This window comes from Rhodococcus sp. 15-2388-1-1a (assembly GCF_002259145.1).
Taxonomy (GTDB): Bacteria; Actinomycetota; Actinomycetes; order Mycobacteriales; family Mycobacteriaceae; genus Rhodococcoides.
Map to the genome: position 1 here is coordinate 176,252 of NZ_NPFP01000046.1, position 22,264 is coordinate 198,515.

The 22,264-nt window shown below is 63.8% G+C and carries 22 protein-coding genes; 15 read left to right on the forward strand and 7 right to left on the reverse strand.

Translation table 11 applies throughout. The features are described 5' to 3' along the window. The first annotated feature begins 131 nt into the window (after window positions 1-131). Window positions 132-1,112 (forward strand): alpha/beta hydrolase, encoded by a 981-nt coding sequence (locus CH302_RS25700; protein WP_176460783.1) that lies wholly within the window; start codon window positions 132-134, stop codon window positions 1,110-1,112. A gap of 3 nt (window positions 1,113-1,115) precedes the next feature. Here the strand turns inward: CH302_RS25700 and CH302_RS25705 are convergent, their stop codons facing one another. Beyond that, the gene (locus CH302_RS25705) at window positions 1,116-3,149 is read right to left on the reverse strand and encodes a prolyl oligopeptidase family serine peptidase (protein WP_037186799.1); all 2,034 of its coding nucleotides are present in this window, start codon (window positions 3,147-3,149) and stop codon (window positions 1,116-1,118) included. A gap of 115 nt (window positions 3,150-3,264) precedes the next feature. Here CH302_RS25705 and lpdA point away from each other — a divergent pair, with 115 nt between their 5' ends. Beyond that, entirely contained in the window at window positions 3,265-4,680 is a 1,416-nt protein-coding gene (lpdA, locus tag CH302_RS25710) for a dihydrolipoyl dehydrogenase (RefSeq protein ID WP_037186801.1), read from the forward strand. A 78-nt stretch (window positions 4,681-4,758) separates the two neighbouring features. On the opposite strand, the gene CH302_RS25715 is transcribed toward lpdA, so the two are convergent. Further along, entirely contained in the window at window positions 4,759-5,808 is a 1,050-nt protein-coding gene (locus tag CH302_RS25715) for a M48 family metallopeptidase (RefSeq protein ID WP_037186802.1), read from the reverse strand. Window positions 5,809-6,083: 275 nt separating this feature from the next. On the opposite strand from CH302_RS25715, the gene CH302_RS25720 reads away from it, so the two are divergent. From CH302_RS25720 to CH302_RS25760, 9 genes are read left to right on the forward strand one after another with little or no spacing between them, the layout of a single operon-like run. Next, window positions 6,084-6,887: an MlaE family ABC transporter permease gene (locus CH302_RS25720; protein WP_052047263.1), complete on the forward strand. Its 804-nt coding sequence runs from the start codon at window positions 6,084-6,086 to the stop codon at window positions 6,885-6,887. 1 nt (window position 6,888) lies between these two features. Beyond that, the gene (locus tag CH302_RS25725; protein WP_037186804.1) at window positions 6,889-7,761 is read left to right on the forward strand and encodes an MlaE family ABC transporter permease; all 873 of its coding nucleotides are present in this window, start codon (window positions 6,889-6,891) and stop codon (window positions 7,759-7,761) included. Between the two features lie 2 nt (window positions 7,762-7,763). After that, window positions 7,764-8,801: an MlaD family protein gene (locus CH302_RS25730; protein WP_037186805.1), complete on the forward strand. Its 1,038-nt coding sequence runs from the start codon at window positions 7,764-7,766 to the stop codon at window positions 8,799-8,801. After that, a complete protein-coding gene (locus tag CH302_RS25735; protein WP_052047264.1) occupies window positions 8,798-9,805 on the forward strand; it encodes an MCE family protein in 1,008 nt (335 codons plus the stop codon). The genes CH302_RS25730 and CH302_RS25735 overlap by 4 nt, the downstream gene beginning before the upstream one ends. Then, window positions 9,802-10,812, forward strand: a complete 1,011-nt coding sequence (locus CH302_RS25740) for an MlaD family protein (RefSeq protein WP_037186806.1) — start codon at window positions 9,802-9,804, stop codon at window positions 10,810-10,812. The genes CH302_RS25735 and CH302_RS25740 overlap by 4 nt, the downstream gene beginning before the upstream one ends. Then, window positions 10,812-11,921, forward strand: coding sequence for an MCE family protein (locus CH302_RS25745; protein WP_141216731.1), 1,110 nt, complete (start codon window positions 10,812-10,814; stop codon window positions 11,919-11,921). Before CH302_RS25740 ends, CH302_RS25745 begins: the two co-directional genes overlap by 1 nt. Beyond that, window positions 11,918-12,958 (forward strand): MlaD family protein, encoded by a 1,041-nt coding sequence (locus tag CH302_RS25750; RefSeq protein ID WP_037188612.1) that lies wholly within the window; start codon window positions 11,918-11,920, stop codon window positions 12,956-12,958. Before CH302_RS25745 ends, CH302_RS25750 begins: the two co-directional genes overlap by 4 nt. Beyond that, window positions 12,955-13,899 (forward strand): MlaD family protein, encoded by a 945-nt coding sequence (locus tag CH302_RS25755; RefSeq protein ID WP_037186809.1) that lies wholly within the window; start codon window positions 12,955-12,957, stop codon window positions 13,897-13,899. Before CH302_RS25750 ends, CH302_RS25755 begins: the two co-directional genes overlap by 4 nt. 16 nt (window positions 13,900-13,915) lie before the next feature. Next, window positions 13,916-14,509 carry a hypothetical protein gene (locus CH302_RS25760; RefSeq protein ID WP_052047267.1) on the forward strand — a complete coding sequence of 198 codons (594 nt, stop codon included), beginning with the start codon at window positions 13,916-13,918 and terminating at the stop codon, window positions 14,507-14,509. 7 nt (window positions 14,510-14,516) lie between these two features. On the opposite strand, the gene CH302_RS25765 is transcribed toward CH302_RS25760, so the two are convergent. Beyond that, complete coding sequence (locus tag CH302_RS25765) at window positions 14,517-15,626, reverse strand: DUF4873 domain-containing protein (protein ID WP_196250532.1); 1,110 nt, start codon at window positions 15,624-15,626, stop codon at window positions 14,517-14,519. After that, the gene (locus CH302_RS25770; RefSeq protein ID WP_230596125.1) at window positions 15,619-16,404 is read right to left on the reverse strand and encodes a TetR/AcrR family transcriptional regulator; all 786 of its coding nucleotides are present in this window, start codon (window positions 16,402-16,404) and stop codon (window positions 15,619-15,621) included. The genes CH302_RS25765 and CH302_RS25770 overlap by 8 nt, the downstream gene beginning before the upstream one ends. Window positions 16,405-16,575: 171 nt before the next feature. On the opposite strand from CH302_RS25770, the gene CH302_RS25775 reads away from it, so the two are divergent. The 3 genes from CH302_RS25775 to CH302_RS25785 are packed head-to-tail and all read left to right on the forward strand — an operon-like array spanning window position 16,576 to window position 19,225. Then, window positions 16,576-17,493, forward strand: coding sequence for an AurF N-oxygenase family protein (locus tag CH302_RS25775; RefSeq protein WP_230596126.1), 918 nt, complete (start codon window positions 16,576-16,578; stop codon window positions 17,491-17,493). Then, a complete protein-coding gene (locus tag CH302_RS25780; protein WP_052047269.1) occupies window positions 17,490-18,368 on the forward strand; it encodes a diiron oxygenase in 879 nt (292 codons plus the stop codon). Before CH302_RS25775 ends, CH302_RS25780 begins: the two co-directional genes overlap by 4 nt. Then, complete coding sequence (locus CH302_RS25785) at window positions 18,365-19,225, forward strand: SDR family NAD(P)-dependent oxidoreductase (protein WP_037186811.1); 861 nt, start codon at window positions 18,365-18,367, stop codon at window positions 19,223-19,225. Before CH302_RS25780 ends, CH302_RS25785 begins: the two co-directional genes overlap by 4 nt. 15 nt (window positions 19,226-19,240) lie before the next feature. Here CH302_RS25785 and CH302_RS25790 read toward each other — a convergent pair whose 3' ends face one another. Together CH302_RS25790 and CH302_RS25795 are read right to left on the reverse strand one after the other, a co-directional pair. Continuing rightward, a complete protein-coding gene (locus tag CH302_RS25790; protein WP_230596127.1) occupies window positions 19,241-20,005 on the reverse strand; it encodes a class I SAM-dependent methyltransferase in 765 nt (254 codons plus the stop codon). Next, window positions 20,002-20,562 carry a carboxymuconolactone decarboxylase family protein gene (locus tag CH302_RS25795; protein WP_082323448.1) on the reverse strand — a complete coding sequence of 187 codons (561 nt, stop codon included), beginning with the start codon at window positions 20,560-20,562 and terminating at the stop codon, window positions 20,002-20,004. The genes CH302_RS25790 and CH302_RS25795 overlap by 4 nt, the downstream gene beginning before the upstream one ends. Window positions 20,563-20,653: 91 nt before the next feature. On the opposite strand from CH302_RS25795, the gene CH302_RS25800 reads away from it, so the two are divergent. Further along, the gene (locus CH302_RS25800; protein ID WP_037186817.1) at window positions 20,654-21,583 is read left to right on the forward strand and encodes an ABC transporter substrate-binding protein; all 930 of its coding nucleotides are present in this window, start codon (window positions 20,654-20,656) and stop codon (window positions 21,581-21,583) included. Between the two features lie 4 nt (window positions 21,584-21,587). Here the strand turns inward: CH302_RS25800 and CH302_RS25805 are convergent, their stop codons facing one another. Beyond that, window positions 21,588-22,256 carry a GntR family transcriptional regulator gene (locus tag CH302_RS25805; protein ID WP_037186820.1) on the reverse strand — a complete coding sequence of 223 codons (669 nt, stop codon included), beginning with the start codon at window positions 22,254-22,256 and terminating at the stop codon, window positions 21,588-21,590. Window positions 22,257-22,264: the final 8 nt, after the last annotated feature.

Sequence of the window (22,264 nt, forward strand, 5' to 3'; positions counted from 1 at the left end):
TTTGAACCAGCAATTGTTCTACGACGATAGTGAGCACGACTATGAACGGCCTGGGGGATTCAGGAGGTCGACGCGGGGGTGGTGCGGGGTCGTTTCGCTCCGCTGCGGTACTTAGGTTGGCTGTGGTGTCGATGGTCGCAGTGATGGCGGCGGCAGTTCACCCGATCGCGTCCGCGGCCCCGGCCGACCCGGTGACCGGTCCGACGGAGTCGTACGTGGTGCGCACCGAGGTCGCCGACGATACCGCGATGACGGCCTTCGTTCACTCTGCCGCGATGGACCGAACGATCCCACTGAAGATTCTGCGGTCTCCCGATCGGACGGCTCCGAGTCCCACGCTGTACCTGCTCAACGGCGCGGGCGGCGGACTCGACGGAATGGACTGGTACACCCAGACCGACGTCGTGTCGTTCTTCGCCGACAAGAACGTCAACGTGGTGACCCCCGTGGGCGGGGCCTACTCCTACTACACGGACTGGCAACACGACGACCCGGTGCTCGGGCGCAACAAGTGGGAGACGTTCCTCACCGCCGAACTGCCACCGCTCGTCGACGAACTGTTGGATACCAACGGCCGCAACGCGATTGCAGGAATCTCGATGGCCGCGACCTCGGTGTTGAACCTGGCCGCTCACCATCGCGGGCTGTACCGAGCCGTCGGTTCCTACAGCGGATGCGCGTCGACCACCGACGCGCTGGGACGGGCATACGTCAAGACGGTCGTGTCCATGGCGCTCGGCGCGAACGTGACGAACATGTGGGGGCCGGACGACAATCAGGACTGGGTACGCAACGATGCGGTCGTCAACGCCGAGAAGCTGCGTGGGACAGCGCTGTACATCTCCAACGGCAGTGGACTGGCCGGGGCATCGGACACTCTCGACGGCACCAATCCCAACGGAACCGGCTTCGTGTTGCTCAACCAGATGGTCGTGGGCGGTGCCATCGAGGTGGCGACCGGGGACTGCACTCGTAGGTTGAAAGCGGCCCTCGAGCAGCTCGACATCCCGGCCCACTTCGAGTTGCGTGAGCGCGGTACTCACTCGTGGGGCTACTGGCAGGACGACCTGCACGATTCCTGGCCGATGTTCGAGGACGCTCTCGCCGGCTGACCGTCAGCTGCGAGCGAGGTTCCGCCACAGAAATTCGTAGGTCAACGCGGTCTTGAACGCCAACTGCGCATTGTCCGACGCCCCGCCGTGCCCACCTTCGATGTTCTCGTAGTAGCTGACGTCGTGACCGAGTTCGGCCAGTCGAGCCGCCATCTTGCGTGCGTGTCCGGGGTGGACGCGATCGTCGCGGGTGGACGTGGCGATCAGGATCGGCGGATACCGACGATCCGATGCGGCGACCACGTTTTGATACGGGGAGTACTGCGAGAGGAACTCCCACTCGTCCGGGTCGTCGGGGTTGCCGTACTCGGCCACCCAGGACGCGCCCGCGAGCAGCAGGTGGTACCGCTTCATGTCCAGTAGCGGGACCTGACATACCAACGCGCCGAACAGTTCCGGGTACTTCGTCACCATGATGCCCATCAACAGGCCGCCGTTGCTTCCGCCCTGCGCGGCCAACTGTTGGGTGGTGGTGATGCCTCGGGTGACGAGGTCGCGCGCGACGGCGGCGAAGTCCTCGTGCACCAGATGGCGTCCGGCACGCAGTACCTGGGTGTGCCAGGACGGCCCGTACTCACCGCCGCCGCGGATGTTCGCGACGACGTAGGTGCCACCACGTTCGAGCCACGCCCGTCCGGTTGCGCCGCTGTAGCCGGGTGTCATCGAGATCTCGAAGCCGCCGTAACCGTAGAGCAGTGTGGGCCCGGGTCCGGAATCGGAGCGTCGGACGACGAAGTACGGGATGTCGGTGCCGTCGTCGGACCGGGCGAAGAACTGCTGCACCGTCAGGCCGTCGGCGTCGAAGAATGCCGGAGCCTGCTTGAGGACTTCGAGCTCGCCGCCCACCGTGCCCACCAGCAATGTCGCGGGCGTCAGATAGCCGGACGAGGAGAGGAAGAACTCGTCACCGTTCTCCTCGGCGTCGGTGCCGACGATCTCGGTGGACGTCAGGTCCGACAACCCGTCGATCGTGCCGGCGTCCCACTCGTTCGCACGTGGGGTCAGGACGTGCAACTGCGTCCGTACGTCCTGCAGCGTCACCAGCAGCAGATGATTCTCGGTCCAGGCGTACTGGTGCAGTGACGTGTGCGCGTCCGGGGCGAAGAGAACGGTGAGAGCGATTGTGCCGGAGATGAACTCGTCGAAATTCGCAGCGAGCAGTGCGCCGGCCGGATAGGTGTTGTCGCCGACCGTCCACGGTGTCATCGTGCGGACCAGCAACCAGTTCTCGTGTACCGAGGTCGACGCATCGGTCGGCGTCGGGATCCGGGTCAACGCAGAGCCGTCGAGAACGTAGGTCTCGGAGTTGTAGAAGTCGGTGGCACGCTGAACGAAGTCGCGCTCGAATCCCGGGGTGCGGTCGTGCCAGGCGGAGATCGAGATGTCCTGTGCTGCACCCTCGTACACGGTCTCGGCGTCGGCGAGTGGGGTACCGCGCCGCCACCGTTTGGTGATCCGCGGATAGCCCGATTCGGTCAGCGAACCCGGTCCGAAATCCGTTCCGACGAAGACGGTGTCGGCGTCGATCCACCCGATGTCGGTCTTGGCCTCGGGTAGCGCGAATCCGCCGTCCTCCTGGGCGCGAAACGTGCGGGAATCGAGATCGAACTCACGGACCACCGTCGCGTCGGCCCCGCCGCGCGAGAGCGTCACCAGCGCCAGTCGTTGATCGGGGCGCAGCACCTGCGCGCCACCCCACACCCAGTTCTCGTCCTCGCTGTCGGCGAGCGCGTCGAGATCGAGCAGCACGTCCCACACCGGATTCTCGGTGCGGTACTCGTCCATCGTCGTTCGACGCCACAGGCCGCGGACGTGTTCGGCGTCGCGCCAGAAGTTGTAGAGAAACTGCCCACGACGACGGGCGTACGGAATGCGGGCGTCGGTGTCGAGAATTTCTCGGATACTCGCCTCGGTGGCGTCGAAGGCCGTGCCGCTCAGCGACTCGACCGTCACCTCGTTCTTCTCGCGCACCCACGCGAGCGCAGCGTCGCCGGTGACGTCTTCGAGCCAGAGGTACGGGTCGTCCGAGATTGCCATTCCACAGTTCTAGCAGCACTCGGGCAGTCGGGGTGGTCGGCGCTCGCGTGGCTACCGGCTGGTAACGAAGACCAGGTCGAGACAGCGTCGGACGGCACGACTACGCTGGGGACTCGTGACCTCACACTATGACGTCGTTGTCCTCGGAGCCGGTCCCGGTGGGTACGTCGCTGCTATCCGCGCGGCACAACTCGGACTCAGCACTGCCATCATCGAGAAGAAGTATTGGGGCGGTGTGTGCCTGAACGTCGGCTGCATCCCCTCGAAGGCACTTCTCCGTAACGCCGAGCTGGCGCACCTCTTCACCAAAGAGGCGAAGCTGTTCGGCATCTCGGGCGAAGCATCCTTCGACTTCGGCGCAGCGTTCGATCGGAGCCGCAAGGTTGCCGACGGCCGCGTCAAGGGCATCCACTTCCTGATGAAGAAGAACAAGATCCCCGAGTACGACGGCAAGGGCACGTTCACCGATGCCAACACCATCGAGGTCGAGCTGACCAAGGGTGGCACCGAGACGATCACGTTCGACAACGCGATCATCGCGACGGGCAGCACCACCAAGCTGCTTCCCGGCACCGAACTGAGCAAGAACGTCGTCACGTACGAAGAGCAGATCATGACGAAGGACCTGCCGGGTTCGATCCTCATCGTCGGTGCCGGTGCCATCGGCATGGAGTTCGGGTACGTGCTCAAGAACTACGGAGTCGACGTCACCATCGTCGAGTTCCTCGATCGCGCGCTCCCCAACGAGGACAAAGACGTCTCGAAGGAAATCGAGAAGCAGTACAAGAAGCTCGGCGTCAAGGTCATCACCGGCGCAGGCGTGCAGAGCATCGACGACGACGGCTCCAAGGTCACCGTCGCGATCAAGCACAACAAGTCCGGTGAGAGCGAGACCTTCACCGTCGACAAGGTGATGCAGTCCGTCGGCTTCGCGCCCCGCGTCGAAGGATTCGGCCTCGAGAAGACCGGCGTCGAGCTCACCGATCGCGGTGCCATCGGCATCACCAACACGATGCAGACGAACGTGCCGCACATCTACGCCATCGGCGACGTCACGGCCAAGCTCCAGCTTGCCCACGTGGCCGAGGCCCAGGCTGTCGTTGCTGCCGAAACCATCGGCGGCGCAGAGACATTGCCGATCGACGACTACCGCATGATGCCGCGCGCGACGTTCTGCCAGCCGCAGGTCGCGAGCTTCGGCCTCACCGAGGACCAGGCCCGCGAAGAGGCTCAGGCCCGCGGGTCCGACATCAAGGTCGCGAACTTCCCGTTCGCCGCCAACGGCAAGGCACACGGACTGGGCGACGCCACCGGCTTCGTCAAGCTCATCGCCGACACCGAGCACGGCGAACTGCTCGGTGGACACCTCATCGGACCGGACGTGTCCGAGCTGCTGCCCGAGCTGACCCTGGCCCAGAAGTGGGACCTGACGGTCAACGAGCTCGCCCGCAACGTCCACACGCACCCGACGCTGTCGGAGGCACTGCAGGAAGCGATCCACGGCCTCGCGGGCCACATGATCAACTTCTGATCTCTGCCGTACGACGAGAACGGCGGCGACCACTTCGGTGGTCGCCGCCGTCTGTCGTTCATGGGTTCTGTTCTGGTGCTACGACTTTCGCCAGTGATCGAAGCGACCCTTGATGTCCGACGCCACGTCGCCGATTCCGTTGCCGACGGCGTCGACCGCGCCGGTGAAGCCGCTGCCGAAATCGCGGATCGTCCGGACCAACGGATCCTCCGAGGTATCGAAACTGGCCTTGTACGAGCGAGCGGCAGTGCGGAATTCCTCGGACGGCCTGGCCTCGTGGTCGGTGGACCTGCGCGGGTAGTCCCCGCGCAACACTGCTGCGTAGTCGCCGCTGTCGACCCACTTCTTCAACTCGGCGGCCCGCAGTACCGAGAACGGGTGCGAGAGCAGTTCGATGTTGAGCAACTTGAGCACACCGTCGCGCAGGTCGCCGCTGGCCTCGTACTCGGCGGCCTGGGCGAGGAACGCGTCGACGTCGATCTCACTGATTCGTGCTCCGCCCGCCAGCTTGAGCTGTACTCGGATTGCCGTGTGCACGTCCTGCCCGCACAGCAAACCTGCTCTGTCGCCGGATAATTCGGACTTACGCTGCCATTCCATCAGGCCTGCGATGAGCGCGCGCAGCGCCCAACCGCCCACCGGAACCCAGCCGACGGTGCCGGCGAGGCGCATCAGATGCATGAGTACGGTGCGATACACCGCGTGACCGGACAACGCGTGGCCGAGTTCGTGGCCGACGACGAATCGCTGCTCCTCGTAGGTCATGATGTCGAGGAGTCCGGTGGTGAGAACGATGAACGGTCGATCCATGCCGATCGTGAACGCGTTGACCATCGGCGACTGCACCACGAAGAGTTCCGGTGTTTCCTCGGCACCGAGAATCTGCACGCAGTCGGTGCGTAGGTCGTTCAGGTCCTTGAACTGCCGATCGTCGACGCGCACCGCGGTGGCGAGGTACATCAGTCGGTGCTGCCGTTCGCGCAGCAACCCGGACAGTGTGCGCAGAACGGTGTCGAAACCCTTGAGGGTGCGCAGGGTGACCAGGGCAGCCCGATCCGACGGGTGTTCCCATGTGCGCGAGCTGATGTCGGGGAATTCGATGCGGGTGCGATCCGGGGCGGATGTCAATCTGTTCTCCCAGCGTCGATGAGAATCCAAAGTATCAGTAAAGCGGGGCACGCGGTCCGAACTCGACGCTCATCGGGCCCTCGCCACACAGTGATGTTCGAGCTCTCGATCACCGTGCCGAGCCCCGATCGACTCACCGGAAGTCTGTGATCAGTCATAGCCCATCAAGTGATGAAAACGTCACTCTGTCGATCCTCGGCTGGTAGCTTTCGTTTTCTGCGCGAGGGGAGTCGCGCCGAACACGAGCTGGGGGGGGTGGGGAATTGTCGTCGCGGATGTCGACGCTCGCACGCGTCAGCGGCGGGGTCTCCGGTGGATTCAGAACGTTCGGTCAAACTCTGGAGCTGGGCGTACTGGCCTTCGTTCACCTCGCGCGCGATATCGTCACGCTGCGTCATCCGTGGCGCGACACCATCGACCAGGCCTGGTTCGTCGTCACCGTCACGGTGGTTCCAGCAGTACTGGTATCCATTCCCTTCGGCGTCATCGTGTCCGTCCAGGTCGGCAGCCTCACCGATCAGATCGGCGCGACGTCCATCGCAGGAGCAGCGGGTGGCCTCGGGGTGATCCGCCAAGGTGCCCCGATCGTTGCGGCGCTGTTGTTGGGCGGTGCCGCAGGCGCGGCGGTCGCTGCCGATCTGGGGGCACGCACCATCCGTGACGAGATCGACGCGTTGTCGACGATGGGCATCGACCCGGTTCGCAGACTCGTCGCACCGCGGCTGGCAGCCATCCTTCTGGTGGCACCGTTCCTGTGCATCCTCATCATCTTCATGGGCTTGGCCGCAGGCTATGCGATCAACGTCGGGTTTCAGGGTGGGACGCCCGGCAGCTACATCAGCTCGTTCGCGTCCTTCGCCTCGGTGGCGGACCTCGTGGTCGCCCTGGTGAAGACCGAGATATTCGGCGTCATCGTCATCGTCGTCGCCTGCCATCGCGGGTTGTCCGCCGCCCACGGACCCCGCGGGGTCGCGAACGCGGTCAACGCCTCCGTGGTGCTCGGTGTGGTGTCCGCGTTCACCGTCAACGTCGTGATCACGCAGGTGGTCGCGATGTTCATGCCACAGAAGTTGGGCTGAGATGGCAACTCCTTCTCGCTACACCGTGCACGGCACCGCGCACCTCAGCCGCAGTGTCAGGTACCTCGGACGTAGGCCGTTCGATGTACTCGAAATGTTGGGTCATCAACTGACGTTCTGCGTCAAGGTACTCACCGCCATACCGCACACCGTCCGCTCCTATCGGCGTCAGATGCTGCTCATCCTCAGCGACATCACCTGGGGCAGTGGGAAACTGATCGTCGGTGGCGGGACGGTGTCGGTCCTCGTCGTGCTGGGTGTCGCGGTGGGTGCATCCGTCGGAATCGAAGGATTCAATTCCCTCGGCATGGTGGGGATGGAGCCGTTGACCGGTTTCATCTCGGCGTACGCCAGTACTCGTGAACTGGCCCCGATGATCGCGGCCATCGGATTCGCGACGCAGGCAGGATGCCGGATGACGGCCGAGATCGGTGCCATGCGTATCTCGGAAGAGATCGACGCCCTCGAAGCTCAAGGCATACAGTCGATGCCGTTCGTCGTGACCACCAGGGTCATCGCGGGAATCGTCACGATCGTGCCGCTCTACCTGTTGACGCTCATTCTGAGCTACGTGTCGTGCGCCGTGGTGGTTCGCGTGGTCGGCGGACAGTCGTCCGGCACCTACGACCACTACTTCAGTGCATTCCTGCAGCCGCTCGACGTTCTCTTCTCGCTGCTGAAAGCCGCGGTGTTCGTCGTGACGATCATCCTGATCCACGGCTATCAGGGTTACTACGCCTCGGGCGGTCCGGAAGGTGTCGGCCGCGCGTCGGGACGCGCCATCAGAGCCAGCCTCGTCGCGGTGGTGGTACTGGACATGATCATGACGTTGGTCCTGTGGGGATTCGACTCGGGCATAAGGATTTCGGGGTAGAGATGGCAGTGTTCGACGATCTGACGGGTCGATCGGCCGGTCCCGCCGCGCTCCGTGTGCGCGGGCTGGCGGTGGCGGTGGCCATGGCCGTGTTCGCCTGCGGCCTCACCGCGTATGCGCGAGGGGCCTTCGACTCGCCCTTCGAGTTGACGCTCGATGCGGCGTCGGTCGGGGACGGGCTGACTCCCGGGTCGGAGGTGAAGTTCCGTGGTCTCTCGATCGGCACCGTCGACCAGATCGAGACCGTCGGCTTCGGCCATCAGAGACTGGAACTCGAGATCGATCCGGGTCAGGCAGGCGAGCTCACCGACACCATGCAGGCCCAGTTCTCGTCCTCGAACGTATTCGGTTCCACGGCAATCGAATTGCTGTCGGATGGGACGGGCAATCGACTCGCCGACAAGTCGACTCTCGCAGTGTCGGGAGACCTGCGGGGCGCAACGGTGACCGGAGTGTTCCGGCGAGTCGCCGAGCTCACCGAGGTTCTCGACACCCAGCAGGTGCAGAACCTGCTGGATCTCCTGGCGAACACGTCGGTCGAGGTGAGTCGAAATCTGAAGCCGTTCTTCGACACTGCACAGATGATGGCGAACAACCAGATCGATCCGTTGGCCTGGAAGCTGCATCGTGGTGCCGAGCTGGGTGAGGGAATCGGCAATCTGATCCCGCCCCTGCTCGATCTGGTGGTGGGAGTGGTGGACAAGAGCGTGTACGTGGAGGCACCCGCCGACAGGGCGAGGACCATCGCGGCCAACGACGGCCTCAGTGATCAGTTGTTGGTTCCGGTGGGCGACCTGCTGAAGAAGAACAACCCGGACCTGGCTCCGCTGCTGTCGACCGTATTGGATCTGTTGGTGCCCATCACAGCGTCGATCGGCACGTTCGCGCCCAGCTACAACCGGGTTGCGCAGGTGCTCGACGGCATCTCCGACGCTTTCCCCGTCGTCGACGGGAAGCCACAGTTGCAACTCGACCTGATCGTCGAGACCATGCCCAATCTGGCCGGAGCCGTTGCCGCACACGAGGAGGCGAACCGGTGAAGAAAGTAGCCGGCCCGGCGGTCAAACTGCTCGCCTTCTTCACGGTGACGGCGGTATGTGCGGTGATCATCGTCGCTGCTCTTCGAACCCCGGTCAGTGGGCCGCTCTCGTCCTACGGTGCGGAGTTCGACGATGTGTCGGGGTTGTACGTCGGTGACGACGTGCGGATGTCCGGGGTGCAGATCGGCAAGGTCTCGTCGGTCGAACTCGACGGAGCCATCGCACGAGTCGGATTCGAGATCGAGGGCAAGCGTCCGATCTTCGTCAACACACAGGCGGCGGTCCGCTATCAGAATCTCCTGGGGCAGCGGTATGTCGAGCTGATCCAGAAGGACGCGGCCTCCGGTGCTCCGCTGGCGGCCGACGAGACTATACCGCTCGATCGGACGATCCCATCGTTCGACATCTCCACTCTGTTCAACGGCTTCAAGCCGATCTTCGACACTCTCGACACCGCACAGCTCAATCAGTTCACGGAGAACATTCTCCGCATGGTGCAGGGTGACGGTTCCGGACTCGCTCCCGTGCTCCGCGACGTGGATCGAATCACCCAGTTCGCCGTTCAGCGAGAGTCGATCATCGGACTCCTGATCGACAATCTCGGCCAGATCTCGGACTCGATCGGCGGACAGTCGGCGGCGGTGGCCGATCTCCTCGAGCAGCTGCACGGTCTGGTGTCGCGGCTGAGCACTCAGATGGATGGCGTGCTGGCCTCGCTGGATCAGGCGAACTACGGACTCGGACCACTGGTCGGCTTGCTGGAGAGCCTGCAAGATGCGTACGACAACAGCTACGCGCCGGTCGACGGAGCACGGCGACGGTTGCTACCGCAGACCGATCAGGTGACCGAGTTGCTCGCGCTCACCCCGTCGCTGCTGACGGGGCTCAACGCGAGCATTCCCGAGCCGGGTGCCCAGACCTACTCCTGCAGTCAAGGCCGACAGGACATCCCGGGTATCGGACAGATAGTGCTCGGCGGACAAAATTTGGTGGTGTGCAAATGACACGCGTGGTTCGCAAGGGCGTTCGCGACGAGCAGTCGGAGAACAAGACGCATGCGTTCTGGGGTGCGGTCGGTGTCGCGTTCGCCGTGGTGCTCGTTCTCGTTGCGGCTGCGCTGTACACGATCCCGCTCGGCGAGCGGACGTACACCGCGGAGTTCGGCTCGGCGGCCGGTGTGAAGGCCGGCGACGACATCAGAATCGCCGGAATCTCGGTCGGTTCGGTGCGCTCGGTTCAGCTGGCAGGTGCGCATGTCGACGTCCAATTCAGCGTGGACTCCGACGTTTTCGTGGGCGACGCCTCGACCATGACGGTGAAGTTGCTGACTCCCATCGGGGGTCACTACGTGATGCTCACCTCGCACGGTGACGACGAACTCGGGTCGGCACCGATCCCACCGGAACGCGTCGAACTTCCCTACGAACTGTCCGACGCGATCCAACAGGCAACACCGTTGGTCCGCGATATCGACGGGCCGACGTTGCGACAGACGGTGGCCGAGTTGGACCGGGCAGTCGGTGCGCAGCCACAGTCGACGCGTGCCATCGTGGACAATCTGACCTCGCTCACCGACGTGATCGCCACCCGCACCGACCAACTCGAACGTGGGCTCGTGGTGTCGGACGAATACGTGGGTGCGCTGGCCGCCGATCGTGTCATGCTCACCGAACTCGTACGGGAGCTCGGCACCTTGACCAAAGGATTCGGCGACAAGCGCGCAGAGGTCGTCAGTGCCTTCGACCTCCTCGGCAGACTCTTCAAGCTCTTCCACCGCCCCGTGGTCGCCTTCGAGAAGGGGCTCGAGCCGTCGATCGTCCAGCTCGAAGAGATCACGCAGAAGCTCTTCGCTCGGCTCGGTGATGTCGACGGGGCGATCACGACCATGAAAGAAAGCGCGGACGGCCTGTCCGCCCTGATCGGCGGTGGTGAAGGTCCCGTCGTCGATCAGTCCCAGGACACGGTCGTCGGCGTCGGCGTGTGTATTCCGTTGCCGGGGAGGGTGTGCTGATGAATCGCAGATCGATACGGATCGCCGTGGCGGCGGCAGTCGTCGTCACGCTCGTCGGCTCGGTCGCGTCCGCGACCGCTGTCATCGACACCGGCTCGAGCAGTTCTCCGATGTGTGCCGAGTTCACCGACACGGTCGGTCTGTACGAGGGTAATTCGGTCATGATGCTCGGCGTGGTCGTCGGGACGGTGACGCAGATCGAGAACACCGACTCCGCGGTGCTGGTCACGATGGATGTCGACGGTGGCCTCCGGCTGCCCGCCGGGGTGGGGGCAGTGACACTGTCGAGTTCGATCGTCACCGACCGCCACGTGGAATTCACGCAGCCGTACACCGACGGTCCGGAGTTCGACCGGTCGAGCTGTATTCCGTTGGAGCGCACCAGAACACCGCTGGGGATCAGTGACACGCTCGACGCTGTGTCGGGGCTGGCGTCGGACCTGCTCGGTCCGGCGGACGCCGAGGGCAATCACGAGCAGATCCTGGGCGACACATTGCGTTCGTTCGACGGTTCGCTGCGTGGCTCCGGTGAACAGCTCAATGACAGTCTTCGACAGTTGGCCCAGCTGGTCGGCGATCCGGCCGACCGGGATACCACCGTGCGTCGACTGATCGACAATCTCGACGGTCTGATCGACACGTTCGTCGTGAGCTGGCCCGAGGTGGCGAAGCTGCTCGACAATCTGAAGCGGGGAATGATCACGCTGTCGGAGTTCACCCAAGCCTTCGGGACCACAGTCGCTTTGACGACCGAGTTCATTCCGCCACTGGCGCGCAACGTCGCGAAGTACGACGACAAGGTCTACGCATTTCTCGACCAGGTGGTGCCGGTGGTCGATGTACTGCTCGGGCGGGTGGGCGATATCAAGGACATCCTCGAACAGGTGCCGACCATAGGCGAGAACTTGATGACGATGTACGACGACGATTCCAAGAGCGGGCGCGTGATCTATCACCCGCCGCAATTCGAGATCGACACCAACTCTCCCAACGAGGTCTGCGCTCTGCTCAACAAGTACAGACCGACCTGCTCGGCGGACCAGCAGCGAGGCGACGTCATCGATGTCGGATTGGTGCAGCTGATCCTCGGTTCGGCGGGATGGCGATGAGGCGCGTGCTCACCGGCCTGTGCTGTGTTGCGTTGCTGTCGGCGTGCAGCATCGATCCGGCCGACCTTCCGATACCCGGTAGCTACGTCGCCGGCGACGAGTACTCCCTACGAATCGAATTCGCGAGCGTGCTCAATCTTCCGGAGAAGGCGAAGGTCATCGTCGAGGGCGTCGATGCGGGTGTTCTCGACACCGTCGAGTTGGTGGGTTCGACCGCTGTGGCGACGGTGGACCTGTCCGCCGATGTTCAGCTACCCACCGATACCGTCGCCGAACTTCGACAGTCGTCGATTCTGGGCGAGATCTACATCTCGCTTCAGCCACCGGCCGATTCGTCCGGCGCGGGATCGAGCTCGGCATCGAGCTCCGGCGGGCCCTACCTTCGCGACGGTGACGTCATTCCCGTGGAACGAACCGTTCCTGCGGACAATGTCGAGGACGTGCTGCGCGGACTGTCGAACATCGTGACCGGCGGCCATTACGTCCAACTGCAGGAAGCGGTGAACAACGTCAACGCCGCGATTCCTCCCGATCAGGCAGAGGTCGACAAGATCAACCTAGCAGCGAGGGCCGCGCTCACCGATATCGGCGACAACACCGGGGAAATCGATCGGATACTCGGGGCCGCGGAAAGTGTCTCGAATACTGTTGTGACACAACGCGATGGAGTCGAGCGCGTCCTCGAGCTCGGCCCGAGACGATCGGGAGGGTTGTCCGAGGTTCTGTTCAGCGTCGTCCACATGATCTTCAGCCTCGGGTACATGTCACAGCACGTAGGGGACGTGCTGTCCGGCCCGTACCCGGAGCTGAAGGATGCTGTGGACATCATCGCGCCGGCGTTGATCACCATCGCGAATGCCGACTCGTCCGTGCCGATGAACGTGGACAAGGCCAACACCCTGCTCAGAGAGCGCTTGATCCCGTACTTCCAGTCGACGCCGAACATCGCCGTGCGGTCGGTGTCTGCAGACGGAGGGCCGACTGCGCGCGCAGACGACATGATCGGGATACTGCGCGGGATAGGAATCGTCCGATGAAACCGGGCACACTGGTCTCGCTCGTCGCGCTCGTGGTGATGACGGTCGTCAGCGTCGGCTACTTGACTGTCGGTGTCCTCGACATCGATCCGACCCGAACGACGAACCATGTCGTGGTTCGGATGGAGTCCTCCGGCGGACTGATGGACACCTCTCAGGTCACCTCACGCGGGATCCAGGTCGGTCGGGTCGAATCGATCACCGTGGTACCGGGCGGGTTGGACGTCACTCTCGGTCTCGATGCAGACCATCGCATTCCTGCAGATTCCGAGGTGGTCGTAGCGAACCTTTCTGCCGCAGGCGAGCAGTACCTCGATCTGCGCCCTCGAAGCACCGGAGGGCCGTACCTCACGGACGGAGATGCACTCGGCAGCGAGCAGGTTCGCGCATCGGTCACCGTCAGTGAGGCGCTGAACCTGGGTGATGCCCTTGCCTCGCAACTCGATACGAACGCACTGAAAGGACTGACGGAAACCGCGTCGGCCGCAGTCGACGGTCGTGAAGGCGACGTCGACCGTCTGGTCGATGCATTCCGATTCCTGGCCGCAACGTTGCGAGACAAGAGCGGCGAAATTCGGCGACTGTACGACAACGCTCAGCAGGCGGGTCGCAACGCATACGGATACGGTCCGGTCATGACCGACGCGGCACCGTGGGTCGGCGCGACGGGTGAGGGGGTGGCCAACTTGCTCGAGGGCTTCAACAAGTACTCGTACGTCGGCGCGGATGTCTGGGACGACCCACTCGGGCAGATCACTCCGAAGATCGATCAGTACCTGACGCCCTTGTCACCCGATCTCGCCCTCATCGCAACGCTTCTCAAGCCCTACACCGCACCCATCAAGCCGATGCGGGTCGACGCCGGGTCCATCGTCGACGTACTGCAGACCGTCTTTCCTGCCGGCGGGCCGGCGAAACTTTCCGTAGAAATTCCGAACTGATTGGAGTTACCCCCTCATGGTCGAGACAGGCGCAGCCGAGGCGAAAACAACAGTGCCAGAGGAGAAGGCAGCTGAGCTCGAGGGCACGGCAGCACCAGTGCCCGAGAACTCCAGACGTCGCCGGATTCGGTGGCCGGTGGTCATCGCAGCAGTACCGGGTGTGGTGCTTGCGGTGGTCTTCGGCGTGCTGTGGCATTCTGCAGCAGGCGATCTGGCTGCCGAGCGTGAACAAGAACAGGACCGGCAGATGGCGGTGAACACGGCGACCGAGTACACCGCGCGGTCGTTGACCTACGACTACCGCAACCTCGACGCCTTCTTCGAGGGTGTCGACCAAGGGGCGTCGCAGTCCCTGCAGGACCGGTACGACGGGGTTCGCGAGGCGCTCACGGCGATCATGAACGAGTCGCAGGTGGTGGCGACCGGCGAGGTCCTTTCGGCAGCAATCGATTCCGAGTCCGGCGGCGAGTACAAGGTGGCGGTGTTCGCTCAACAGACGACGCAGAACGTTCAGCAGCCCGACCCCGGCAAGGTTCCCAACCTTCTGCTGGTGACGGTCACCGATCAGGATGGGCAGTGGATCGTCAGCGACTACGGACCCAAGACCTGAGACTTCGTCAGTGGGCGTTGGTGGCGCTGACGAACTGCGCGAGGCCGCGTACTTCCTGCTCGATCTCGGTCATGCCGCACTGCTCGAAGATCGACGTGAACTGATCCTTGTCGAACATGCGGACCCCGATGCGGCCCGACACCGCTCCCAGTACCGACTTCACCGGAGCGGCCTCGCGGCCGTAACTGGTCATGATCGCGATTCGACCGCCCGGACGGAGAACCCGAACGAGTTCGTCGACGACGGCCAGTGGGTTCGGAATCAGGTACAGGGCAGCGAAGCAGCAGACGGCGTCGAATGTGTTGTCGGCGAACGGAAGTGACTGCGCATCACCGCGCATGTAGGCGGCGTGTGGGCCGCGGTTGTCGCGAACGGCACGTTCGATCATCTGCTCGGAGATGTCGAACCCGATGGCGATGCCGTCACCGCTCAGGTGGTCGGAGAGGTACCTGGTGAAGTTTCCCGGTCCCGCTGCCACGTCCAGTACCTTCATGCCTCCGGACAGCCGTAGGTCGTCGACGGCTTTGGCGCGTTCGGCGGACATCGAGATGCCGCCCACTCCCATCATGGCGGCACCGGCAGGGCGCCAGAGCTTTTCGTAGATCGAGGCCACCAGAGGGTTGTTCATGGCTCGACTCGCAGCCGTCGGTGACGGGGCAGGAGTACCGCCGAGCAGTTCCACATAGCCGTCGGTGGTGACTGCCGCTGTACGAAATTCGGGTTCGAGCAGCTCGGCGGCACGATCGAGTGCCCGGTCCTCGAGGGAATGCGCGAGAACGTCGTCGGGCTCGCTGCCGAAATCGGTTTGTGGCTCGAGCGGATACGGCGGCATCCCGGTGCCCTGCACTCGGTATCGGCCCCAGAAGTCCACGTCGCTCACCAGGACGGGCACCTCACCGCTGTCGGTGCTCAGTCTGCCCTTGCGGCTGCTGCCTGCAGCCTCCATGAACCCCTGCAGTGCCTCGTGTGGCCGGACGCGGCCGTACCAGCGGAAGATGCCGTCGATGGGTTGGGAGTGCCCGCGCAGATCGATCTGCACCTCGAACTCGGCGGGAGGGGACTCGAAAGTCAGAGTTGCCGGGCCGCGGAAATCGGGCTTACCGGAAAGATCACTCACAGGTGCACTCCTGGTCACGAACGAACGCGAGATGAATGGGTCGGTCGGATTCGATGCGGATGCCGAGGAGCGCGCTGGAAGACTCGACGAGTCCTCGCACGATGGCCGCCAGATGCGCGGTGAATACTTCGATGGTCATGGTGGATTCGTGGTCGTCGGAGCTACCGAGCCACCAGTCCGTTGCGGTTGCCATCGCTCCGAACGTCGAGTAGGACACCATCTCGACGGTCGAATTGTCCACGGCGGGTTCCTGAATGGCGTCGGCCAATATTCGGGCCACCATGTCGGATGCGGCACGAGTGGAATCCAACGCTGGGTCACCTGCGGTGCGCCGTGGAGTCGTGCGGTCGCTGGACCGACTCAGGAAGTGGCCGTGGACCAGAAACCGGAACAGGTTGGGATGTTCTACGACAACCGCCGCGTAACCGGCGACGCTGCGATCGATGAGATCGGCGACGGAATCCTCGAACAGGTCGACGGTGCTCATGATCCGGTCCCACAACATGTCCTGGACGTTCTGGACTATTGCCGTATGCAGATCGGACCGGTCGGCAAAATGTCGATACAGCTTGGGCTTGGCCGTCCCGGCCACCTTCGCTATATCGCCCATGCTGACGTTCGGGCCGTGTATATCGATCGCGATCAAAGCGGCGGCGACCAACTCTCGCCGCACGTGAAGTCGGTGCTCTCGCCAGCGCTCGGTGCGCGCATCGATCTTCTTGCAGTGGGACACGTATCGACTCTCCTCGGGGTTGACACGTCCGGTGACGTGAACCACACTTTGTACAATACCCACTACCGCCGGTACCGGCTACCGTGAGTTCTGGTCAGTCGAAGTCTCGGGGGAGTCGTCGATCGCGAGGGGGGATCGGTTGTGAAGCGTGCACTTGTAAGTGACCGGGGCAGTGACGCGGGGGTGTCGAGGCGCGCTGCACTGGCGACTGAGGACTTGTCTGCCACCCGGGCGCGGACCGTCGGACCTCGCGAGAAGACGGCCCGTCGCCTGCTGAAGTCGACGGCCGACAAGTTCTACGACGGCGAGGTCGACATCGACTGGGATGCTCCTGTGGTCGACGGAATGCGCTGGATGCCCGAACATCGAACCTCGCTGTACCGAACCAAGCTGTGGGACAAGCTTTCCGAGGAGCAGCGTCGTGAACTGGGGCGACACGAGATCGTCAGCATTCTCTCGTTCGGTATCTACGCCGAGGGTTTTCTCAGTGCAAATCTGCTTCGGGTGTTCGGCAAAGGCACGTTCTCCGATCATTCGATGTACTCGATAGCCGAGGTCGGCGAAGAATCGCGCCACTCGATCATGTTCGGAAAGTTGATCGAGAAGGCGGGCTTGAAGCCCTACCTGATGCCCAGAGTGGGACTCGTCATTGCGAAGATCGGTCAGTTCGTCCCTCTCGGACCGGCCACGTACGGCGGGACTCTTCTCATCGAGGAGGTCCTCGATCGGGCGCAGCGAGAAGCGCAGAACGATCCAGAAATGCAGCCACACCTACGCCAGATGATGCGGATCCACGTGATCGAGGAATCGCGTCACATCACCTACGCCCGTGAAGAAATGGTGCGCGCGATGCAATCGACGAATCGAGTCAATCGTGCGGTCCACCGCGTCATCCTTGCGACGATCGCCAACTTCACGTACCTCGCACTGATCAATCCGCGCGTGTACAGATCCGTCGGCATCAATCCCATTCGCGGGATCGTCACTGCAATGGCCAGTCCCACCTACAAGACCAACATGCAGTTCTTCTCCGAGCCCATGATTCGTTTCTTCGCCGATGCAGGCATGTGCGACGGTGTCGTCACCAGGCGCCTGTGGAAGATGACCCGCGCCATGCCGGACGATCTGGCATGAGCCAACGCTCGTCGGCGGTCCAGTACGATCCGCATGTCGACATCGACTGGGAATCGCCTTGGCAGAGTGAGGCGTCGGCGTTGCCGCGAGACTCGGTGACGATGTACGGGACCCGACTGTGGGGCAGGTTGGCCGAGCAGGATCGGCGTACCTTGGCTCTGCACGAGGCAGTGAGCAGATGGAGCACGGTGTCGTATCTGTCGGCCATGCTGATCGGCAACCAGCTCAGGCGGGTAGCGGAGGAGGGGCTCAACAGCACCGATTCGCGCAATGCTCTCGACGAGGTTGCAGGCGGTTCGCGGACCACGATCACCTTCGGACGGCTGGTTCGCGCCACGGAAGTTCCGCCCTACAAGCCCCCGCGGGGCACGACCACGGCCGCCAAGCTGTTGGGCTTTCTACCGCTGGGTGCAGCATCGCACGCGTCCATCCTGTTGGTCGAGGAGACCTTCGCCCGGTCGATGGCCGGTGCGGTGACCGACCCCGATATCGAACCCCACGTTCGACAGGCCGTGAAGATCCATGGGCTCGGGAGCGCCGATCGTTTTGCGGCCGCTCGATCGGAAGTGATTGCTGCACAGAGTAACTCGAATGCGGTGGCTCGCGCGTACAACCGTGTGCTGCTCGCTCTGCTGGCCAACGTGATTCTCCGTCTCGGAGTGTCGTTCGAAGTGTACCGATCCATCGGCATCAGTCCTGCTCGAGGCGCGTTCGCGTCGCGGTGTCGGCGATCCGAGATCAGACGTCGGGACGCCGCGGACACCGTCGCCTTCCTGGATTCGGCCGGGATGCTCGACGGCACCCTCACCTCGGCGCTGTGGAGACTGACCGGAGTCGGAACCGACGAACAGAACGCGGAAGAAGTGCGCACATGAAGAATTTCGAGAACAAGGTAGCCGTCGTATCCGGTGCGGGTTCGGGAATCGGCCGAGCCCTCGCGCTGAATCTGGCGAACCGTGGAGCGCAGCTTGCGCTGTCCGACATCGACGGTGAAGGGCTCGGGGAGACCGTGGTTCTGTGCGAGAAGATCGGAGCGCGCACGGTGCCGTACGAGCTGGACGTATCGGACCGGGCTGCGGTGTACTCGCATGCCGACGCCGTCATCGGCGAATTCGGACGGGTCAACTTCGTGGCGAACAACGCCGGCGTTGCACTGGGCGCAGATGTGGTGGACATGACCTGGGACGACTTCGAGTGGGTCATGAACATCGACTTCTGGGGGGTTGCCAACGGCACCAAGGCTTTTCTGCCGGCGTTGATCGACTCCGGGGAAGGTCATCTCGTCAATGTCTCGAGCGTGTTCGGCCTGATGGGTATCCCCGGTCAGAGTGCGTACAACTCGGCGAAGTTCGCCGTCCGCGGCTTCACCGAGGCGTTGCGTCAGGAAATGAAGGTCGCTCGCCATCCCGTAGGCGTCACGTGCGTGCACCCCGGTGGGATCAAGACCAACATCGTCGCCAACGCCCGCGGAATGGAGGATCTCGGCACTCCTGACGAGGCCTCGCGACGCTTCCAGCAGATCGCGCTCACCACCCCGACGAGAGCCGCCAAGGTGATACTTGCAGGAGTGGAACGAAACAGGCCTCGTGTTCTGATCGGCCCCGATGCCCGTGCCTTCGATCTGATTCCGCGCGTCGTCGGTCCGCGGTACCAGGACCTACTGGCTCCGCTCAACCGGCTCGGCTCGGCGGCCGGTAGGAAACTGGCGAAGAACAGCAGTACCAGCTCGTAGGTTCGTCTCTGCCCGTTATCGTTTCGTGGCACTGACGAACTGGGCCAGTCCCCGGACGTCTTGCTGAATCTCGGCCAGTCCCGATGCCTCGAACACGTCGACGAACAGGTTCTTCGGAAACATCCGCACGCCCGCCAGGCCGGTTCCGAAGCCGACGACTGTGCCCAGCGGGGCCGGACGAGGCTCGCAGCTGGTCATGATCGCAATGCGTCCACCCGGGCGGACGACGCGAATCAATTCGTCCAGCACTGTCATGGGCTTCGGAACGAGATACAGTGCGGCGTAGCAGCATACGGCGTCGAAAGTGTCGTCCGAATACGGCAGATGGGCAGCGTCTCCGCGTACGTACGCCGCACGCGGTCCTCGATTGTCCGCCACGGCACGGGCGATCATCGCCTCGGATATGTCGAACCCGACGGCGAGGCCGTCGTCGGTGAGAGCGTCGGAGAGAAACTTGGTGAAGTTGCCGGGGCCGCAGGCGACGTCGAGCACGCGCTGGGGGCCGTGCAATCTGAGGTCGGCAACGGCTTTGGCGCGCTCGGCCGCCATCGACATGCCCGCGATGCCCATCATGGATACCCCGAACGGCCGCCACAGTCTTTCGTAGATCGCTGCCACCACACGATTGTTCATCGCGATACTGGCCGGCGACGGGTTCGGTGCGGGCACGTCCGGCAGCAGCTCTACGTAGCCGCCGTCGGTGCGCGCCAGCCCGCGCAGCGTCGTCGGCTCGATCATGGCGAGCGCGCGGTGCAGCGCGGTCTCGGCCGACTCGCTCACGGGCGTGGTGGCCGGTCGCCGTAATCCCGCTCGACCCGCAGGGTCGCGAGAGTGGTTGCCAGGCCGTCGTATTGGGTGGCCAGCAGGACGAATTCGATGAGACGCCGCTCGTCGAACTGGGTGGCCAGTTGATTCCAGGTCGCGTCGGAGAGAATCTTGGTGGCGATGAGTTCGTCGACCGCGGTCAGAATGATTCGATACCGCGTCGAGAGTCCCGGTGCGTCGGGTCCGGTCTTGATCAGCTCGAGCAGATCCCGGTCGATGCCCGCTCGCTTGCCGAGGCGGATGTGGTGGTCCATCTCGTACGCGGAATCGCGGAGGTGCGCTACGCGCAGGATCACCATTTCGGTTTCCTTGCGCGAGATCTTCCCGCCGGGCATCAGATGGCCGCTGTAGAACAGCCAGGCTCGGTAGAGACCACCGGTGCGTCCGAGGGTGGTGAACAAGTGAGGATTGGGCACCCCAGCACCTTTGGCGATCACCTTGCAGATGACCCAATTGATGGGCCCGAGGGTTTTGGCGGTACCGGACGGAATGCGTGGTGTGGTCACAGCCACACCGTACCGACTGCCCGGCCGGACGTCACCGGGACACAGAAGGATAGGCTAACCTCCTTGTAATTCTGCACAGTTTCCCCTCGGAGGACCCTTGACGAAGTCCAATGCCCGCATCATGGCCCTCGCCCTCACCATCGCCGCCCTCGGGGTGACTGCGTCGGCGTGTTCGTCCACCGACGCAGTCTCCGACGGCGCAGGCAGCGCGACGCGATCGATCGAGACCGTCCGGGGAACGGTCGACGTTCCCGAGACCCCGCTGCGCGTCGTCACCCTCGAGCCGGTCGAGCTCGACACCACCGTCGCCCTCGGGGTCGTGCCCGTCGGTACCGCAGTGCTCAGCGAGGCGAGCGGCGTGCCGTCGTACCTCGGTACCGAAGCCGCGGACATCGCGATGGTCGGTACGGTTGCCGAACCGACCATCGAGGACATCGCGGCCCTGCAGCCGGATCTCATCCTGGGCACGGAGACTCGACATGCCGAGTACTACGACCAACTCACCGCCATTGCGCCGACGGTGTTCATGGCATCCCAATCCGATCCGTGGCGCGAGAACGTCAGGTTCGTCGGACGCACCCTCGGCAAGCAGGACGACGCGGAGAAACTGCTGACCGCGTACGACGACCGGTGTGCCGAGATCGCCGAGAAATTCGACACCGCCGGCAAGACAGCACAATTGATTCGTCCACGCGCCGGCGAACTGACCCTGTACGGGCCGTCCTCGTTCGCCGGGAGCACCCTCGAATGCGCAGGCTTCACCACTCCGCCGAGGCCGGAATGGGCCGACGAGATCTCGGTCGACCTCTCGCCCGAGCTGGCGGCTCAAGCGGCCGCGGATCTGATCGTCGTCACCGCCTCGGACCCATCGGATCCCGCAGCGATTCCGGCGTCGATCACCGCCAATGCGGCGGTTCTGCTGAATCCACACGCGGTGGATCTGTCGTACTGGATCACCGGTGTCGGGCCCATGGGTGGGCAGACCGTGCTCGACGACATCGATCGGATTCTCTCGGGTCGCGCCTGACGCGTCAGATTCGGACGGCTCCCGCCAGCGCCGCAGCTTGCTCGGCCCGCTCCAGCACTCGATCGCGTGAGGAATCGATGTGAGCCAGTAGCAGTTCCAGTGCCGAGTCCAGGGTCCCGGCGAGCACGCGTTCGACGATGTCGATGTGTTGATCGATCGCCGAGACGACGGCGGCGGCGTCGAGTCCGCCGAGTATCCGAACCGGACGCACCTTGGCGTTGACGGTGCACAGCGCCTCGGTCAGAGCCGGATTGCCCGACGCGGCCAACAAGGTGACGTGGAAGTTCTCGTCGAGCGACACCAGATCGTCGGTGGTCCCGGGAGGATCGGCGCGCAAGCCGATCCAGGTGTCCAACAGGTTCGAGAGCGACGATCGATCGACCGGGTGGGACATCGAGCGAGTGATGCCGCGGGCTTCGAGGGTGGCCCGCAGCTCGTAGAGATCGGGCAGGTCGCTCAGTCGCGGACGATAGGCGTGCAGCCCGGCGTCGTCGCGGGTGACGAGGCCGTCGGCCTGTAACCGCGCCAGTGCCTCGCGCACCGGAGTGCGCGAGACACCGTACAGCTCGGCGAGACGCTCCTCGCCGAGCCGTTCCGTGGAGCTGATGGCACCGGAGATCAGATCTCGGCGCAGTGACGAATAGACCTTCTCGCGAAGGTCCTTGCGCGGCACGATGTGTC

What these genes read in the sequence shown, in the direction of transcription:
- CH302_RS25750 (WP_037188612.1), top strand. Translation starts at nt 11,918, where the DNA reads ATGAGGCGCGTGCTCACCGGCCTGTGCTGTGTTGCGTTGCTGTCGGCG.
- CH302_RS25700 (WP_176460783.1), top strand. Translation starts at nt 132, where the DNA reads ATGGTCGCAGTGATGGCGGCGGCAGTTCACCCGATCGCGTCCGCGGCC.
- CH302_RS25755 (WP_037186809.1), top strand. Translation starts at nt 12,955, where the DNA reads ATGAAACCGGGCACACTGGTCTCGCTCGTCGCGCTCGTGGTGATGACG.
- CH302_RS25780 (WP_052047269.1), top strand. Translation starts at nt 17,490, where the DNA reads ATGAGCCAACGCTCGTCGGCGGTCCAGTACGATCCGCATGTCGACATC.
- CH302_RS25740 (WP_037186806.1), top strand. Translation starts at nt 9,802, where the DNA reads ATGACACGCGTGGTTCGCAAGGGCGTTCGCGACGAGCAGTCGGAGAAC.
- CH302_RS25760 (WP_052047267.1), top strand. Translation starts at nt 13,916, where the DNA reads ATGGTCGAGACAGGCGCAGCCGAGGCGAAAACAACAGTGCCAGAGGAG.
- CH302_RS25745 (WP_141216731.1), top strand. Translation starts at nt 10,812, where the DNA reads ATGAATCGCAGATCGATACGGATCGCCGTGGCGGCGGCAGTCGTCGTC.
- CH302_RS25785 (WP_037186811.1), top strand. Translation starts at nt 18,365, where the DNA reads ATGAAGAATTTCGAGAACAAGGTAGCCGTCGTATCCGGTGCGGGTTCG.
- CH302_RS25725 (WP_037186804.1), top strand. Translation starts at nt 6,889, where the DNA reads ATGGCAACTCCTTCTCGCTACACCGTGCACGGCACCGCGCACCTCAGC.
- CH302_RS25705 (WP_037186799.1), bottom strand. Translation starts at nt 3,149, where the DNA reads ATGGCAATCTCGGACGACCCGTACCTCTGGCTCGAAGACGTCACCGGC.
- CH302_RS25720 (WP_052047263.1), top strand. Translation starts at nt 6,084, where the DNA reads ATGTCGACGCTCGCACGCGTCAGCGGCGGGGTCTCCGGTGGATTCAGA.
- CH302_RS25730 (WP_037186805.1), top strand. Translation starts at nt 7,764, where the DNA reads ATGGCAGTGTTCGACGATCTGACGGGTCGATCGGCCGGTCCCGCCGCG.